This is a genomic window from Trinickia camelliae (assembly GCF_053525655.1).
Map to the genome: position 1 here is coordinate 1 of NZ_JBCHAA010000019.1, position 13,678 is coordinate 13,678.

The following is a 13,678-nucleotide window of genomic DNA, read 5'->3' on the forward strand; positions in this document are numbered from 1 at the left end:
CGCGGATCACCGGCGCGGATTCACCGGTAATCGCCGATTCGTCGACCGACGCCACGCCTTCGACCACTTCGCCGTCGGCCGGAATCGTGTCGCCTGCTTCGACGAGCACGACGTCTTCGCGACGCAGGTCGTTCGCGGCCATGATGCGTACTGCCGCTTTCGGATGGGGTTCTTGGAGTTTCTTGGCGACCACGTTGTGCTTCGCGCTCTTGAGCGATGCGGCTTGCGCCTTCGAGCGGCCTTCGGCGAGCGCTTCGGCGAAGTTCGCGAACAGCACCGTGAACCACAGCCACAGTGCGATCGCGAGGATGAAACCCGCCGGGGCTTCGGCCTGTCCGCCGAGCGCGGCGGCCCACAGGATCGTCGTGAGTATGCTGCCGATGTACACGCAGAACATCACCGGGTTGCGCACTTGATGGCGTGGCGCGAGCTTTTTGAATGAATCGGCGAGCGCCGGCTTCACGATCGCCGGGTCGAACATCGAGCGCGCGGCGGTGCGCGCCTGGCCGATGTTGCCCGGCTGATGGACGGGCGGTTGGGTGCGGGTGCTCATGCTTTCCTCTCAGTTCTTTTTTCTCGCGATCTCCGGCGTCGAGCGCTGACGGAGTTCGTCGAATGAACTTTAGGAAAGCCGGCGTAAAGGCCGTGGCAAGGGTTGGGGCGCGGGTGTAAAGAGGCAGTAAAAAAACGAAGGGGGCGCATGCCCCCTTTGAATACCAAATCAGGCATACCGAATCAGGTATACCAAATCCGATCCTCAATCGATCCCATGAAACACCGCGTCGTCCGGCCCGAGATACGCGGGCGGCTGCCACGTGGCATCGCGCATCGAATGCTGGACCAGATGATCGACGCCGAGCAGCACCGCAAAAATCGCCATGCGAACCGGAATGCCGTTGTCGGTCTGCCGGAAGATCGCGAGCCGCGGATCGTGATTCAGGTCGACGGAGAGATCGTTCGCGCCCGGCCGGCTGTCGCGCGGCAGCGGGTGCATGATCAGCGTGTCGCGGCCGCAGACCGAATCCACCAGCGCCTGGTTGATCTGGAAGTCCGGCGTGTAGCCTTCGAACGATTCGTCGGTGAAGCGCTCCTTCTGAATTCGCGTTGCGTAGACGACGTCCGCGCCGGAGAGCCCCGTCGCGAGGTCGTGCGTCTGTTCGACGACATGTCCGTGACGCGAGATCTGATCGACGATATAGGCGGGCATTTCGAGCATCGGCGGCGAAACCAGTGTGAACTTGAGGCCGCGATAGAGCGCGAGCAGCTTGACGAGCGAATGCACGGTGCGTCCGTACTTGAGGTCGCCAACGAGCGCGATGTGCGCGCCGTCGACGATCTTGCCGAGCCGCGAAAACTCGCGCTGGATCGTGTACAGGTCGAGCAGCGCCTGGCTCGGGTGCTCGCCCGGACCGTCGCCGCCGTTGATCACGGGTACGTTCGTCGCGCGCGCGAATTCGGCCACCGATCCTTGCTCGGGATGGCGCACGACGAGCGCGTCGACATAGCCGCTCATGACGCGGCTCGTGTCGTAGATCGATTCGCCCTTGGCCATCGACGAGAACGTGAAGCCGGTCGTGTCGCACACCGAGCCGCCGAGCCGGCAGAACGCCGCGCCGAACGACACGCGCGTGCGCGTGCTCGCTTCGAAGAACAGGTTGCCGAGCACCGCGCCTTCGAGCACGCGCGAGATTTTCCGGCGGCGCGCGATCGGCTGCATGATGTCCGCGACCCGGAATAGCGCCTCGACCGATTCGCGCGAGAACTGATCGACCGACAGCAATTGCGCCTTTCCTTCGAACAGCATCTGGCTCGCCAGCGTACCGGTATGTACGCTCTGCGTAGTCTTTTCGTCGGGACCGCCGTGAACGACGATCTCCGACACAAAGCGCTGCACGATCTCCGGCATCGCGCGCGATTCTTGAGAGTCCTCGGGCAAGAGCCACGTATCGAGGGCGCGGCGCGAGACGCCGATGCGGTTCGCAAAGCTTTCGCGGGTCATGTTCATGCGGCGCATGGCGTCGCGGAGGAAGGCTTGCTGGGGCACGGTCATCGATCGCCTCTTCGGGTGGTTGTACGCGGTGCGTATATTAAGTCGGATTTTCGGGATGTCAAGAAAAATGCTTGGCGAGTAGCCGGGCGAGCCGGTAGACTCGCTCGGATGGAAACCGCACGCATTCCCTTCGCGCTCGAACTGCTCGCCGGCGACTCGCTCGGCACGGTGTTCGCGCGCCCGGTTTCCAAAGCCAAAAAACAGCTGCTCATCTGACCGGAGCAGGCTGTTCCGTCAGATGTGCGACGGGACAGTTTGCGAGGCGCGCCTTAGACCTCTTTCTCTACTCCCTTGCTGCACACTCTGAACGGATTCGATTCGGTCACGTTTAGAGGTGAAGTCATGGGTGTGTTTTCGGGTATCTGGATTCCGCTGGTCACGCCGTTCAATCGCGGCGCCGTTGATTACGTTGCGTTGCGCTCGCTCGTCGAACGCTATGCGAAGGCCGGTGTCTCCGGTCTGGTCGCGCTCGGCACGACGGGCGAGTCGAGCGCATTGAGCGAAGCGGAAAGCGACGAGGTGCTGGCGACGATTCTGCACGCGGCGCGCGGGTTGCCTGTGCTGGCTGGCGTCGCGGGCAATCAGACGGCGCGGCTCGTCGAGCGCGTTGCGCGCCTCAACGCGCTACCGGTCGCGGGGATTCTGGTTTCGGCGCCGTACTACATCCGGCCTTCGCAGGCGGGGCTGATCGACCATTTCACGCAGCTCGCGGACGCGAGCGAGAAGCCCGTCGTGCTCTACGACATTCCCTACCGGACCGGCGTGCGGATCGAACTCGATACGCTGTTGACGCTGGCCGGCCATCCCCGCATTCAGGCGATCAAGGATTGCGCGGGCTCGATCGAGACCACGCTCGCATTGATCGTCGATGGCCGCCTGCAAGTGCTGGCCGGCGACGACAGCAATATTTTCCAGACGCTTTGCATGGGCGGCAGCGGGGCCATCGCCGCGTCGGCGCACCTGCGGCCGGAGCGCTTCGTCGCGATGTATCGCGCGCTGGCGGAAGGGCGGCTCGTCGAGGGCAGGGCGATCTATCACGAGCTGGCCCCGCTCGTGCGTGCGCTCGGTGCGGAGCCGAATCCGGCGCCGGTCAAGGCGGCGCTGGCCGCGCAAGGGCTATTGCGCAACGAACTGCGCGCGCCGATGACGTGTGCGACCGAAACGCTCAGCCGGCGGCTTGCCGAACTCGTGCTCGATTGACGATCTTTGGTATGCAATATCCGGTGTGCTGCATGCAGAATGCCGGCTCGTTCGCGCTACATCATGCCGCCGCCGCCTCCCGTTCCTCCGGTGCCCGTGCCGCCCGTGGTGCCCGGAGGCGTGATCGGCGCAGGCGGGAGCGGATGCTGCGCGCCGAGCGTCGTCATCAGCGTGACCGCGACGGGGTCCGGCTCGCCGTTCGAGTCGATGGCGCCAGCTGCGAGCAGCGCTTGGAGGTCGCTGTCGACGCCCGGCTTGCCGACGACAAAGGCGGTGGTCAGGAAGTTCGTGACGCTGAGCGTGAGGTGGTACTCCGTGTCGAGTCCTTGGACGACGGCCGCTTGCGCGTTCAGCACGGTGCTTTCGTTCGCGAGCGTCTGCTGAAACTGTGCATTGCGCGGAAAGTTGTTGATGAGAGTGCCTTCCGTCGTGCCGAGCTGCGCGGCCACGTAGACGAGCAGCAATTCCGTTTCCGGCGTGACGTTGAAGGTGCCGCCGGCGAAGGCGGTCGAACGCAGCACCGTGCTGCCGGACGTCGCCGTGATCAGGCACGGCGCGGCCGCCGAGAGCGTCGCCTGAAAAGCGCCGCTCGCGTTGGTGCTCGCGCTCGTCGAGCCTTGTGCGCAGACGATTCCAAGCATCGCGTTCGGCAGCGCACGGCCCGTCGCCGCGGTGCCGGACAGCGCGATCGACGGCGGCGGGGAACTGCCGCCGCTTCCGCCTCCGCCGCCGCATGCAGCCAGCAACGCAACGCCCAGCGTCAGCAATAGCGCATTGCCGGCTGGCCTGACAGATCGGGACCGCGTGTTCATCGTGAGCTCCGGCGAACGTTCGGGTACGCCCTATAAACGAATGCCGCTCGGCCCCTATTCCACGCTTGCCCGGTGTTTTACACCGCCTGCGCCGGTACCGGCGTGACGAGCGCAAACCCCTCGTCGATCCAGCCCGTGATGCCGCCCGGCATCACCTTCACGGGCCGTCCCAATTGCGCGAGCCGAATCGCACCACGGGTCGCGCCGTTGCAGTGCGGGCCCGCGCAATAGGTGACGAACACGGTATCGGGCGCGAAGTCCTGCAGCTTCGACGCGACGATCTTGCCGTGCGGCAGGTTGATCGCGCCGGCGACATGTCCGCTCGCGAATAGCGCGGGGCTGCGCACGTCGAGCAGGATGAAGTCGGGCGTGCCGGAGGTGAGCGCCTGATGCACGTCGGAGCAGTCGGTTTCGAAGCGCAGGCTCGCTTGGAAGTGGGCGAGCGCGGCGGCGCTGTCGGCGGGGGCGATGTGGGTGACGGCGGACAAGATCGATCTCCTTGAGTCGAATGAAGCAACGGGAGTCGTCATTGTCGCGGCTCAGCCTTGTAGATGGCAGTGGCGCGATCGACAAGTTTCGGTAACATCGCGCCATGGACAATCATCTCGTCGTCGCGCTCGCTTACGATCGCCTCTGCACTTTCGAATTCGGCTGTGTCGTCGAACTGTTCGCGCTGCCGCGTCCGGAACTCGATGTCGACTGGTACCGCTTCGCCGTTTGCGCAGCGGAATCCGGACCGATTCGCGCGGCAGGCGGCATCACGATCGAAGCGCCTTATACGCTGAAGCTGCTCGATCGCGCGCAGACGATCGTCATCCCCGGCTGGCGCGATGCCGACGAAACCCCGCCCGAGCCGCTATTGCGCAAGCTGCGCGCAGCCTACCGGCGCGGCGCGCGGCTGTGCTCGATTTGCTCGGGCGTCTTCGTGCTGGCCGCGGCCGGCGTGCTCGACAACAAGCGTGTCACGACGCACTGGCGTTATGCCGACAAGCTCCAGCAGCGCTACCCGTCGTTGCAGGTCGAGCCCGATGCGCTCTATGTCGACGAAGGGCAGATCGTCACGTCCGCGGGGTCGGCGGCGGGGCTCGACATGCTGTTGCACATCGTGCGCAACGACCATGGCGGCGCGGTGGCGAATCGCGTCGCGCAGCGCCTCGTAGTGCCGCCGCATCGCGAAGGCGGTCAGGCGCAATTCGTCCCGCGGCCGATGCCGCCCGGCGACAGCAGCCGCATCGCCAAGCTGATGGACTGGGTGCGCGAGCGTCCCGCGTTGCCGCATACGCTTGCGTCGCTCGCCGAGCGCGCGGCGATGAGTCCGCGCACGTTGCAGCGGCAGTTTCTCGAGGCGACCGGATTCGGTCCGTATGAGTGGCTGATTCGCGAGCGCGTGGCCGTCGCGAAGGAGATGCTCGAAGCGGCGGCGCCGATGGCGATGGCGAGCGTTGCCGAGCGCTCGGGCTTTGGGTCGGAAGAATCGTTGCGACGGCACTTCCGGCGCATCGTGCAGACGAGTCCAGCCGCCTATCGACGCAAGTTCGGACCGGCTGGGCGCGCGCAGGCTTAGCGCTTGCCGGCCAGCGCGAACCGTTGCCAGCCGTTTCTAGCCAATGAGCGCCTGCTTCGTGCGATCCGCCCGCCAGCGCGCCGGGCTCGCGCCCGTGTGCCGTTTGAAGGTCCGCTGAAACGCGGCCTCCGACTGATAGCCGACCGCTTCGCCGATCGCCGCGATCGGCTCGTCGCTTTGCGCGAGCTTGCGCGCGGCGAGCGTCATGCGGATTTCCGTGAGCACGTCGTTGGCCGAGCGGCCGAGCGCGTCGTCGAAATGGCGCACGAAGGTCGCGCGCGACATGTGGCAGAGCTCGGCGAGCGCAGGCAGGGTCCACGGCTTGCCGGGCGCATCGAACATCGCGGCAAGCGCAGGCTGCAGGCGTGAGCGTTGTGCCAACGCGAGCAGTCCGCGCGGCGGCTCGGGCGCCTCGCTCGCGAAGCGCAGCGTCAGCGCGAACAGCGCGCCCGACAAGTGATTGATGAGCGCCGCGCTGGCGGGTGCGCCGTCGAGCGCTTCCTCGCGCATCAGTTGGATCAGCCGCGTGAGCCGTGAGCCTGCGGGCGCTGCTGGGGCGGCGTCGGCATCGCCGATGGCGCTACCTCGGCCTTCGCCTTCGCTCCGTGCCGCAGGCAAGCTGCGCACCACGAGACGCTCCGGGAGGTAGTCGCGCAGCAGCCTGTCGGGCATGCCCGGCAGCAGAAAGCGGCCGCAGAGGATGTCGGCGCGCTTGCCTGTGCCGCGATTCTCGTGGACGAGCAACTCGCCCGCACGATGCTCGACAGCCGGCCTCGGACGCTTGCCGCTGCCGTCGTGCAGCCGGTGCGGGCTGCCGCCCGGAAACAGCACGATGTCGCCGGCCGCGAGGTGTTGCGGCGCGCCGCTGTCGTCCTCGATCGTCGCCTCGCCTTCGAGCAGCACGTGATAGGGGATTTCGCTGGTCTGCGCGGCAGGATGGTCGATGACCCAGGGCGCGCCGAAGTGGCAGCGCACGTCGACGCGGCCGTTGACCGGCAGCAACGCAAGCAGGCGGCTTAGCAGATCCATGTGAGACGATCGAGCATAAATGTGCGGTTTTTGAATATTAACAGGATCATGGGCAGTGCCTAAAGTGACGACATGCCAGACGAGCTGGCCCATCAACAAACCAGGAGCCCATCATGTCCCGTTTTAGCTCAGTCAATCCCGAAGCCGCTACCGGCGCTACTGCTGAAGTGTTCGCGAAGATCAAGAAGGCCGTAGGCAAGGTGCCGAACGCGTATGCGACGATCGGCAGCCACACTCCGGCGGGCTTGAGCGCGATGCTCGCCGCCGACGCCGCGGTGGCGGCCGGCAGCCTTTCGAAGCCCGACGTCGAAGCGATCAAGCTCGCGGTCAGCGAAGTGGGCGGGTGTGACTACTGTGTCGCCGCGCACACGATGGTCGGCAAGATGGCGGGCCTCAAGCCCGAAGAGATGAAGCAGATCCGCGCGGGCGAAGCGACCGGGGCCGCGCAGCGCGATGCTCTGGTGCGCTTCGTGCGCAACGTGATTCGCTCGAGCGGCACCGTCGATGCCGCCGAAGTCGAGGCGATCCGCGCCGCCGGCTACTCGGAGACGCAGATCATCGAAGCGTTGCTGGCGGTGACCGTCATCACGTTCACGAACCTCGTCAATCGCGTGAACGATACGACGGTGGATTTCCCGGCTGTCGCGTAAGGGTTGGGCCGCGGCTGCTGAGAGGTCACTCCAGGGCCGCGGTTTTGCAACGGTTTTCCGGCGATTTAACGGCCGCGGCGCGCACGCACCGCGGCCGCGAGCGTTTCGAGCACCGGCTCGGTCTGCGTCCAGCCGAGGCACGCGTCGGTGATCGATACGCCGCGCTTGAGCGGGACGCCCGGCTTCAGATCCTGCCGACCTTCTTCCAAGTGGCTCTCGACCATCACGCCGATGATCCGTTTCTCGCCGCCCGACAGCTGTCCGGCCAGATCCTGAGCCACATCGACTTGCCGCAGGTGCGACTTGTTCGAATTCGCGTGCGAGCAATCGACCATCACCTGCTCGCGCAAGCCGGCCGCACGCAATGCCTCGCAGCATGCCTCGACCGACGCCGCGTCGTAGTTCGGGCCCTTCTTGCCGCCGCGCAGGATCACGTGGGCATCGTCGTTGCCGCGCGTTTCGAAGATCGCGGCCATGCCCATCTTCGTCATGCCCATGAACGCGTGGCTCGCGCGCGCCGCGACGATCGCGTCCGCCGCGATCTGCACGCCGCCGTCGGTGCCGTTCTTGAAGCCGATCGGGCACGAGAGGCCCGAGGCGAGCTGACGATGGCTCTGGCTTTCCGTCGTGCGCGCGCCGATCGCGCCCCACGCGATCAGGTCGGCGATGTATTGCGGGCTCAGCAGATCGAGGAATTCGGTGGCGGTCGGCAGGCCGAGCGCGTTGATGTCGAGCAGCAGCTGCCGCGCGCGGCGCAACCCTTCGTTGATGCGGAAACTACCGTCCAGGCGCGGGTCGTTGATATAGCCCTTCCAGCCGACTGTGGTGCGCGGCTTTTCGAAGTAGACGCGCATCACGACCAACAGGTCGTCGCGCAAGGCGTCGGCCTCGCGCTTCAGACGCTCGGCGTACTCCATCGCCTGATCGTGGTCGTGGATCGAGCACGGGCCGACGACGATCAAGAGCCGGTCATCGCGGCCCTTGAGGATATCGGCGATGGCCGAGCGGCTGTTCTCGACGAGGTCCTGCACCGGCTTCGGCGCGGGCAGTTCGTCGAGCAGCAGCGCGGGGGAAATCAGCGGACGGACCGCTCCGATGCGGGTGTCGTCGACGCGGGTGATGTCTTCGGTCGAGTCGGCAATGCCGACTTCCTGATCGTGTGCGGGGTTGTCGATGCGGCTCAAGATGTTCTCCGGGCTTCTTTGGCAGGCATCGATTATGGCACTGCGCGCGGGCATGGCGCGCTGAATCCGGAATTCGGTATACCAAAGCTGGTATTCCGAATTCCGCATTCCATTCAACGCGCCTCGCGGCGGCGAGCCTGCGAGCGCAGGGCGTCGACGAACTGGGCCGCGGACCAGTCTTCGCGCAGCGCTTGCTTGCACAGCATCTGCTGACTGGGCGGGGCGAGCCCTCCTAACGGTGGATCGCGATCAAGATTGGTCGGAAACGGATAGCCTTCGGCGCTCGCTGCGATGACGGCATCGAGCTGCGCATCGCTCATCCGCTGCTCCTGGCGACACGCGCGCAGCACCGGATAAAGCGCTTCGCACATCGCGGCGCGATCGACGGATTCCATGGCTCGCCCGTAGGCCGACGAAATTTGCAGCAGGTTCGCCATGCGCGAGATGTCGGGCGTGCGGTTCGATCCGGCGGCATGAAAGAGCGCGGGGTTGAAGAACAGCGCATCACCCTTTGCGAGCGGCAACTGCACGCAGTGCGCTTCGAAGCAGTCGCGAAAGTCCTGACGGCGCCATGCGAGATAGCCGGCCGCGTAGCGCTGCGAAAACGGCAGCAGCTTGGTCGGGCCGCTCGCGACGGGCATGTCGCCGTGCGCCACCGCGCCTTGCAAGGTCAAGAACGGCGACATGTGATGCACGTGCGCCGGATAGCGCTCGGCGTCCTCGACGGTCTGAAAACCGAGGTGGTAGTCGCGATGCGCCTGCTGCGCTTCGCCGCCGGGCCGCACGACGTTGATTTGCGATGTCATCTGATAGTGCGGGCCGAGCCATGCCTGCGCTGCCGCCGCTAGAAACGGGTTCGCGTAGTAGCGCGCGAAGACGTCGGGTTGGCGGAGGCAGAACTTTTCGAGCGCGTTCCAGATGCGGTCGTTGGCGCCCGCTTTGGCGAAGTGGTCGGCGCCGCTTACGCCGGAGGCGCGTTCGTCCGCGATGATCGATTCGAAGACGGCGGTTGCGGCGTCGATAGGTGCGGTGTCGCCATAGGCCTGTTGCAGCACGATCACGCCGGCCCCGTCGAGCATCACGCGAGCCCATTCGGCGAGTAGCCTTGGTCGCGCGGCGTGATCGTTCAGCGTGCTTTCGAGCGCGGGGCAGTCGTAGACGGGGATGTTGCGCTGTACGTCGGACGCGAACTCGAGACTTGCTTTATCGGTCTGCGAGCGCACCAGCGCTTCGAATTCGCCGATCGAGCAATCGGCTTCGCGGTACCACGCGGCGGCTTGCTGCGATGGATGCGAGGTGTGTTCGGGCATGGCGGCGTCTCCTGATCTCGTTTGACAAGACTCGTTCGACAAGAGGATATCGCCTTGATCGAGCGGCGCGTGAACGGCGATCGATAAAAAGCGCATCCGTTTCGACAAATCGATTCCGATTCATCGCGTGCCTGGCCACCGGAGGTCAGTTTTCTTCAATACGCGCCTGCATGCCCGGCCTACGCTTCGGACATTCCAACTTCCGAACAGGCATTCCAAGCATGCTCATGACCGCTCTTCCTTCCATGGCCGCGTTTGCGCTGGCGTCGTCGATTTCCCCGGGGCCCGTCAATGTCGTTGCGCTGAGCTCTGGCGCGCAGTTCGGGCTGCCGGCGAGCATGCGCCACGTGACAGGCGCGACCGTCGGCTTTTCGGCGCTGCTCTGGTTGACCGGCATGGGGCTGCACGATGTGCTGATGCATTGGCCGCATCTGACGAAAGTTATTCAGTGGGCCGGCGTGGCGTTTCTGCTTTACATGGCCTGCAAGCTCGCGCTCGACGACGGCACGTTGGGCGTTGGCAAAACACCGAAGCGTCCGTCGCTCGTCTACGGCGCGACGATGCAGTGGCTCAATCCGAAGGCGTGGCTCGCGTCGCTTGCCGGCATGGCGGCGTTCGCGGCACACGGCGAGGTGGCGCTGGTTTCGCAATTCACGCTGATCTACTTCGTGATTTGCTACCTATCGATTGCGTGCTGGGCTTGCGCCGGGGCGCTGCTGCGGCAGCATTTGCGCGACGCGCGGCGCGTGCGTTTTTTCAATCGCGTGATGGCCGCACTGCTCGCGGCAAGCGCGCTCTATTTGCTGGAAGCCTGAGCGCCACGGCGACGCGCCAGGTTCAAGAGCGGTATTGACCGGGCGTCACCGCCAGGAATTGCTTGAACGCGCGCTGGAAATGCGCCTGGTCGGAGAAACCGGTTGCGTAGGCGACGTCGGCGATCGAATGGCCGTCTCTCAAGCGCGCGCGGCCGATCTGAATGCGGCGGTTCACGAGATATTGATGCGGCGTCATCCCGTAGTGCTTGCGGAACGCGCGGATCAGATACGACGCGGAAAGGCCCGATGCCGCGCAGATTTCGTCGAGCGTCAGCGCTCGCGTGCAGTTGTCGGCGAGGAACTCGGCGGCGCGCACGACCTTGTCGCTTGCGTCCGCTTTGGTTTCCCGGGCGCGCACGGGGCTCAATTCGTGCTGCACGTGCGCAAAGAATTCGACTGCCGCGCTGTGTTTGTGCAGCGTGTCGGCGTGCGCGTCGGTCAGCGTGTCGCAGAGGTGGATCAGGCCGTCATAAAGCACGGTATCGGTGCTGAGCATGCTGGCGAACGGCGTCAGCTCGCGGCCATTGCCGATGCCCATTTCGTGCTGGAGTCCGGCGAGCCAGCGCGTATCCACATAGAGCATGCGATACGCCCACGCCTGATCGTCGATCGGATTGCACGCGTGGACGTCCTGCGGGTTCATCACGACCACCGCGCCCGCACCGACACGCTCTTGCCGGTTGCCGTTCAGATAGGTGCTGCGTCCGCCCGTGACCGCGCCGATCGAAAACGTCTCGTGCGAGTGACGTGCGTAGCAAAACGCGCGGCCGTCGTGCACGACGCGTGCTTCGATGAACGGCAGCGACGCATCGCGCCAGAAGGTCGATTGGGTTTGGTGGGCGCGGCGGGCGTTCATGTGGTCACTCGAGTTAGCGGGCGGCTGCCAGCGCCGCAAGCGCATTGCGCACGGAGGCAATCACGCTGTCCCAGTCGCCGAGCGTCGGCTGGCGGAACAGTCGCACGTCGGGATACCACGGACTGTCATCGCGTCCGAGCATCCAGCGCCAGCAGGTGTCGAGACGATTCAGTATCCAGACGGGCTTGCCGATCGCACCGGCGAGGTGGGCAGTCGACGTGTCGACGGAAATCACGAGATCGAGATTCGACACGAGCGCGGCGGTGTCGGCGAAGTCCGCGAGTTCCTCGGTCAAGTCGACAATGCCGCGGCTCGCCGGGTAACGCTCATGCAGCACCGCCAATTGCTGCGCTGGCGGCCCTTTCTGCAAGCTGAAAAACTGGACGTTCGGCACATCGAGGAGCGGAGTCAGGCATTCCAACGCAAGCGAGCGCCGCGCGTCGTTCTTCCGCAACTCGGGCACATGGGGCCGGTTGCCGCCTGCCCAGACGAGGCCCACCTTCAATACGTCTGCGCCCGGTGAAGCGGCGTCCATCGTCATCGCAACGCGTGAGCGCCAGTGCGCGACAGCCTTGGGATCTGCGTACAGGTAGGGCGTATCGCCGGGAATGCTTGCAAGACTGGTCTTGAACGCGAGCGGCAGGCTCAACAGCGGACAGTGATAGTCGAACGCGGGCAAGGGCTGGCCCTGCGCAACGAGCTGCGTCACGCCTTCGAGCGGCCCAAGCAGTCTCATCAATTCGGGCTGCACTTCGAGCACGACCTTCGCGCCGAGCTTCGCGACCATCGGCGCGTAGCGGCAGAACTGCAGCGTGTCACCGAGACCTTGCTCGGCATGCAGCAGAATCGTTTTACCTTCCAGCGATTCGGCGCCGAGCCACAGCGGTTGCGTGAAGCCGCGCAGACTCGCTTTGCTCCGGTTGCGTCGCCAACGCCATTCGTATTCTTGCCAGCCCTCATCGAGCCGACCCATTTGCAGCAGACACAACGCGCGGTTCCAATGCCCTTCGACGGAATCGGGCTTCAGCGCGAGCGCGCGATCGTAGCTCGACAGCGCGTCGGCATGGCGGTTCATGTCGATGAGCGCGAGGCCCAGGTTGTTCCAGGCATCGGCGAGCGTTTGCTGTGCCGCGATGGCCTGGTGATAGCTCTGTTCTGCTTCGTGAGGACGGTTCAGGTCGCTCAATGCGTTGCCGCGATTGCTCCACGCTTCCGCGTAGTTCGGCCGCAGGACGATCGCGTGATCGCAGCTCGTCAGCGCGTCGGCGGGGCGGTCGAGATCGCGCAATACGCAGCTGCGATTGTTCCAGGCTTCGGGCATGTCGGGCTTGAGCGCGAGCGCGCGGTCGAAGCTCGCGAGCGCCTCGGCCGGCGCATCGAGCGCGCCCAGCGCCGTGCCGCGATTGTTCAGCGCATCCGCGAAATTCGGCATCAGCGCGAGCGCGCGATTCGCGCTTGCGAGCGCGTCTTTGTATTGCTGCTTGGCGTTCAGCGCGAAAGCGAGATTCGAATGAATCGGCGCGTGCATCCCGTTGATCGAAACGGCCTTTTTGAGGAACGTGATGCCGTCGTCGAGACGCCCCGCTTGCAGCGAGAGTGCGCCGAGCAACTGCAGCGCGTCGAAGTGCTTGGGCCGGATCGCGAGGATCTCCCGGTACAGTTCCTCGGCTTCGGCCAAGGCGCCGTTTTGCTGGAGCGCCAGGGCCTGCTGAAGCAGGGTGTCGAGTTGTCGCTGATTGCCGGGCTTGCTCATGAATGACGCGGTAAGGCAGGGCGCATCGACCTGCGGGTGGAGACGAACGAGTGGGGCTGATTATCGCTGAAACGGTGGCGCATTTTATGGCGCCGCATTACGGTTTTCTTACGCGATCGAGCCGGCCTCATGTGCTCGCTAAGAGTTCGTATAGGCGCTGCACCACCCATGCGCCGCGACCTCTTTCGCGCCAAACAGCACGCAGCCGCCCGATGGAGCGCCCGACTTGCCCGAGTAGAGCGAGCAATTCGCGCATTCCTGCCCGGCTTGATAAGTGGAGTATTTCGCCTTGTCGACTTTCGACGCATCCGCTTGGTAGCCGTACGACAGCGCTTGCGGATCGGATTCGCTCAACTGCTCCGCGGCGCCAACCCGTTGCGCCAAAATCAGCGACGATCCGATGCCGACGCTGGCGATCAAAAAACTCCGACGCGATGCCTTCATGGTTGGACTCC

The 13,678-nt window shown here is 65.1% G+C and carries 14 protein-coding genes; 4 read left to right on the top strand and 10 right to left on the bottom strand.

The window, feature by feature from the left end:
• Together AAHK20_RS26995 and AAHK20_RS27000 are read right to left on the bottom strand one after the other, a co-directional pair.
• A partial coding sequence (locus tag AAHK20_RS26995; protein ID WP_449184546.1) for a P-type ATPase actuator domain-containing protein occupies positions 1-553 on the bottom strand: 553 nt, incomplete at its 3' end.
• Between the two features lie 204 nt (positions 554-757).
• Entirely contained in the window at positions 758-2,050 is a 1,293-nt protein-coding gene (locus AAHK20_RS27000) for an aspartate carbamoyltransferase (protein ID WP_449184547.1), read from the bottom strand.
• Positions 2,051-2,392: 342 nt separating this feature from the next.
• Here AAHK20_RS27000 and dapA point away from each other — a divergent pair, with 342 nt between their 5' ends.
• Positions 2,393-3,250, top strand: coding sequence for a 4-hydroxy-tetrahydrodipicolinate synthase (gene dapA, locus AAHK20_RS27005; protein ID WP_449184548.1), 858 nt, complete (start codon positions 2,393-2,395; stop codon positions 3,248-3,250).
• Between the two features lie 56 nt (positions 3,251-3,306).
• On the opposite strand, the gene AAHK20_RS27010 is transcribed toward dapA, so the two are convergent.
• Both AAHK20_RS27010 and AAHK20_RS27015 read right to left on the bottom strand, forming a co-directional pair.
• On the bottom strand, positions 3,307-4,062 hold the full coding sequence (locus tag AAHK20_RS27010) for a hypothetical protein (RefSeq protein WP_449184549.1): 756 nt from the start codon (positions 4,060-4,062) through the stop codon (positions 3,307-3,309).
• Between the two features lie 77 nt (positions 4,063-4,139).
• Positions 4,140-4,592 (bottom strand): rhodanese-like domain-containing protein, encoded by a 453-nt coding sequence (locus AAHK20_RS27015; protein WP_449184550.1) that lies wholly within the window; start codon positions 4,590-4,592, stop codon positions 4,140-4,142.
• 62 nt (positions 4,593-4,654) lie between these two features.
• Here AAHK20_RS27015 and ftrA point away from each other — a divergent pair, with 62 nt between their 5' ends.
• The gene (ftrA, locus tag AAHK20_RS27020; RefSeq protein ID WP_449184551.1) at positions 4,655-5,626 is read left to right on the top strand and encodes a transcriptional regulator FtrA; all 972 of its coding nucleotides are present in this window, start codon (positions 4,655-4,657) and stop codon (positions 5,624-5,626) included.
• Between the two features lie 36 nt (positions 5,627-5,662).
• Here the strand turns inward: ftrA and AAHK20_RS27025 are convergent, their stop codons facing one another.
• On the bottom strand, positions 5,663-6,655 hold the full coding sequence (locus tag AAHK20_RS27025) for an AraC family transcriptional regulator (protein ID WP_449184552.1): 993 nt from the start codon (positions 6,653-6,655) through the stop codon (positions 5,663-5,665).
• 113 nt (positions 6,656-6,768) lie between these two features.
• On the opposite strand from AAHK20_RS27025, the gene AAHK20_RS27030 reads away from it, so the two are divergent.
• Positions 6,769-7,305: a carboxymuconolactone decarboxylase family protein gene (locus AAHK20_RS27030; RefSeq protein ID WP_449184553.1), complete on the top strand. Its 537-nt coding sequence runs from the start codon at positions 6,769-6,771 to the stop codon at positions 7,303-7,305.
• A gap of 65 nt (positions 7,306-7,370) precedes the next feature.
• On the opposite strand, the gene AAHK20_RS27035 is transcribed toward AAHK20_RS27030, so the two are convergent.
• A complete protein-coding gene (locus AAHK20_RS27035; RefSeq protein ID WP_449184554.1) occupies positions 7,371-8,489 on the bottom strand; it encodes a 3-deoxy-7-phosphoheptulonate synthase in 1,119 nt (372 codons plus the stop codon).
• A 113-nt stretch (positions 8,490-8,602) separates the two neighbouring features.
• Positions 8,603-9,799 (bottom strand): phytanoyl-CoA dioxygenase family protein, encoded by a 1,197-nt coding sequence (locus AAHK20_RS27040; protein WP_449184555.1) that lies wholly within the window; start codon positions 9,797-9,799, stop codon positions 8,603-8,605.
• Positions 9,800-10,026: 227 nt separating this feature from the next.
• Between AAHK20_RS27040 and AAHK20_RS27045 the strand changes: the two genes are divergently transcribed.
• On the top strand, positions 10,027-10,614 hold the full coding sequence (locus tag AAHK20_RS27045; RefSeq protein WP_449184556.1) for a LysE family translocator: 588 nt from the start codon (positions 10,027-10,029) through the stop codon (positions 10,612-10,614).
• 22 nt (positions 10,615-10,636) lie between these two features.
• On the opposite strand, the gene AAHK20_RS27050 is transcribed toward AAHK20_RS27045, so the two are convergent.
• From AAHK20_RS27050 to AAHK20_RS27060, 3 genes are all read right to left on the bottom strand, one after another.
• Positions 10,637-11,470, bottom strand: coding sequence for an AraC family transcriptional regulator (locus tag AAHK20_RS27050; RefSeq protein ID WP_449184557.1), 834 nt, complete (start codon positions 11,468-11,470; stop codon positions 10,637-10,639).
• 13 nt (positions 11,471-11,483) lie between these two features.
• Positions 11,484-13,223, bottom strand: a complete 1,740-nt coding sequence (locus AAHK20_RS27055; RefSeq protein WP_449184558.1) for a tetratricopeptide repeat protein — start codon at positions 13,221-13,223, stop codon at positions 11,484-11,486.
• 138 nt (positions 13,224-13,361) lie between these two features.
• Positions 13,362-13,667, bottom strand: coding sequence for a high-potential iron-sulfur protein (locus AAHK20_RS27060; RefSeq protein ID WP_449184559.1), 306 nt, complete (start codon positions 13,665-13,667; stop codon positions 13,362-13,364).
• Between the last annotated feature and the right edge of the window lie 11 nt (positions 13,668-13,678).

What these genes read in the sequence shown, in the direction of transcription:
- AAHK20_RS27000 (WP_449184547.1), bottom strand. Translation starts at nt 2,050, where the DNA reads ATGACCGTGCCCCAGCAAGCCTTCCTCCGCGACGCCATGCGCCGCATG.
- ftrA (WP_449184551.1), top strand. Translation starts at nt 4,655, where the DNA reads ATGGACAATCATCTCGTCGTCGCGCTCGCTTACGATCGCCTCTGCACT.
- AAHK20_RS27030 (WP_449184553.1), top strand. Translation starts at nt 6,769, where the DNA reads ATGTCCCGTTTTAGCTCAGTCAATCCCGAAGCCGCTACCGGCGCTACT.
- AAHK20_RS27015 (WP_449184550.1), bottom strand. Translation starts at nt 4,592, where the DNA reads ATGACGACTCCCGTTGCTTCATTCGACTCAAGGAGATCGATCTTGTCC.
- AAHK20_RS27010 (WP_449184549.1), bottom strand. Translation starts at nt 4,062, where the DNA reads ATGAACACGCGGTCCCGATCTGTCAGGCCAGCCGGCAATGCGCTATTG.
- AAHK20_RS27050 (WP_449184557.1), bottom strand. Translation starts at nt 11,470, where the DNA reads ATGAACGCCCGCCGCGCCCACCAAACCCAATCGACCTTCTGGCGCGAT.
- AAHK20_RS27045 (WP_449184556.1), top strand. Translation starts at nt 10,027, where the DNA reads ATGACCGCTCTTCCTTCCATGGCCGCGTTTGCGCTGGCGTCGTCGATT.
- AAHK20_RS27025 (WP_449184552.1), bottom strand. Translation starts at nt 6,655, where the DNA reads ATGGATCTGCTAAGCCGCCTGCTTGCGTTGCTGCCGGTCAACGGCCGC.
- AAHK20_RS27040 (WP_449184555.1), bottom strand. Translation starts at nt 9,799, where the DNA reads ATGCCCGAACACACCTCGCATCCATCGCAGCAAGCCGCCGCGTGGTAC.
- AAHK20_RS27055 (WP_449184558.1), bottom strand. Translation starts at nt 13,223, where the DNA reads ATGAGCAAGCCCGGCAATCAGCGACAACTCGACACCCTGCTTCAGCAG.
- AAHK20_RS27060 (WP_449184559.1), bottom strand. Translation starts at nt 13,667, where the DNA reads ATGAAGGCATCGCGTCGGAGTTTTTTGATCGCCAGCGTCGGCATCGGA.
- dapA (WP_449184548.1), top strand. Translation starts at nt 2,393, where the DNA reads ATGGGTGTGTTTTCGGGTATCTGGATTCCGCTGGTCACGCCGTTCAAT.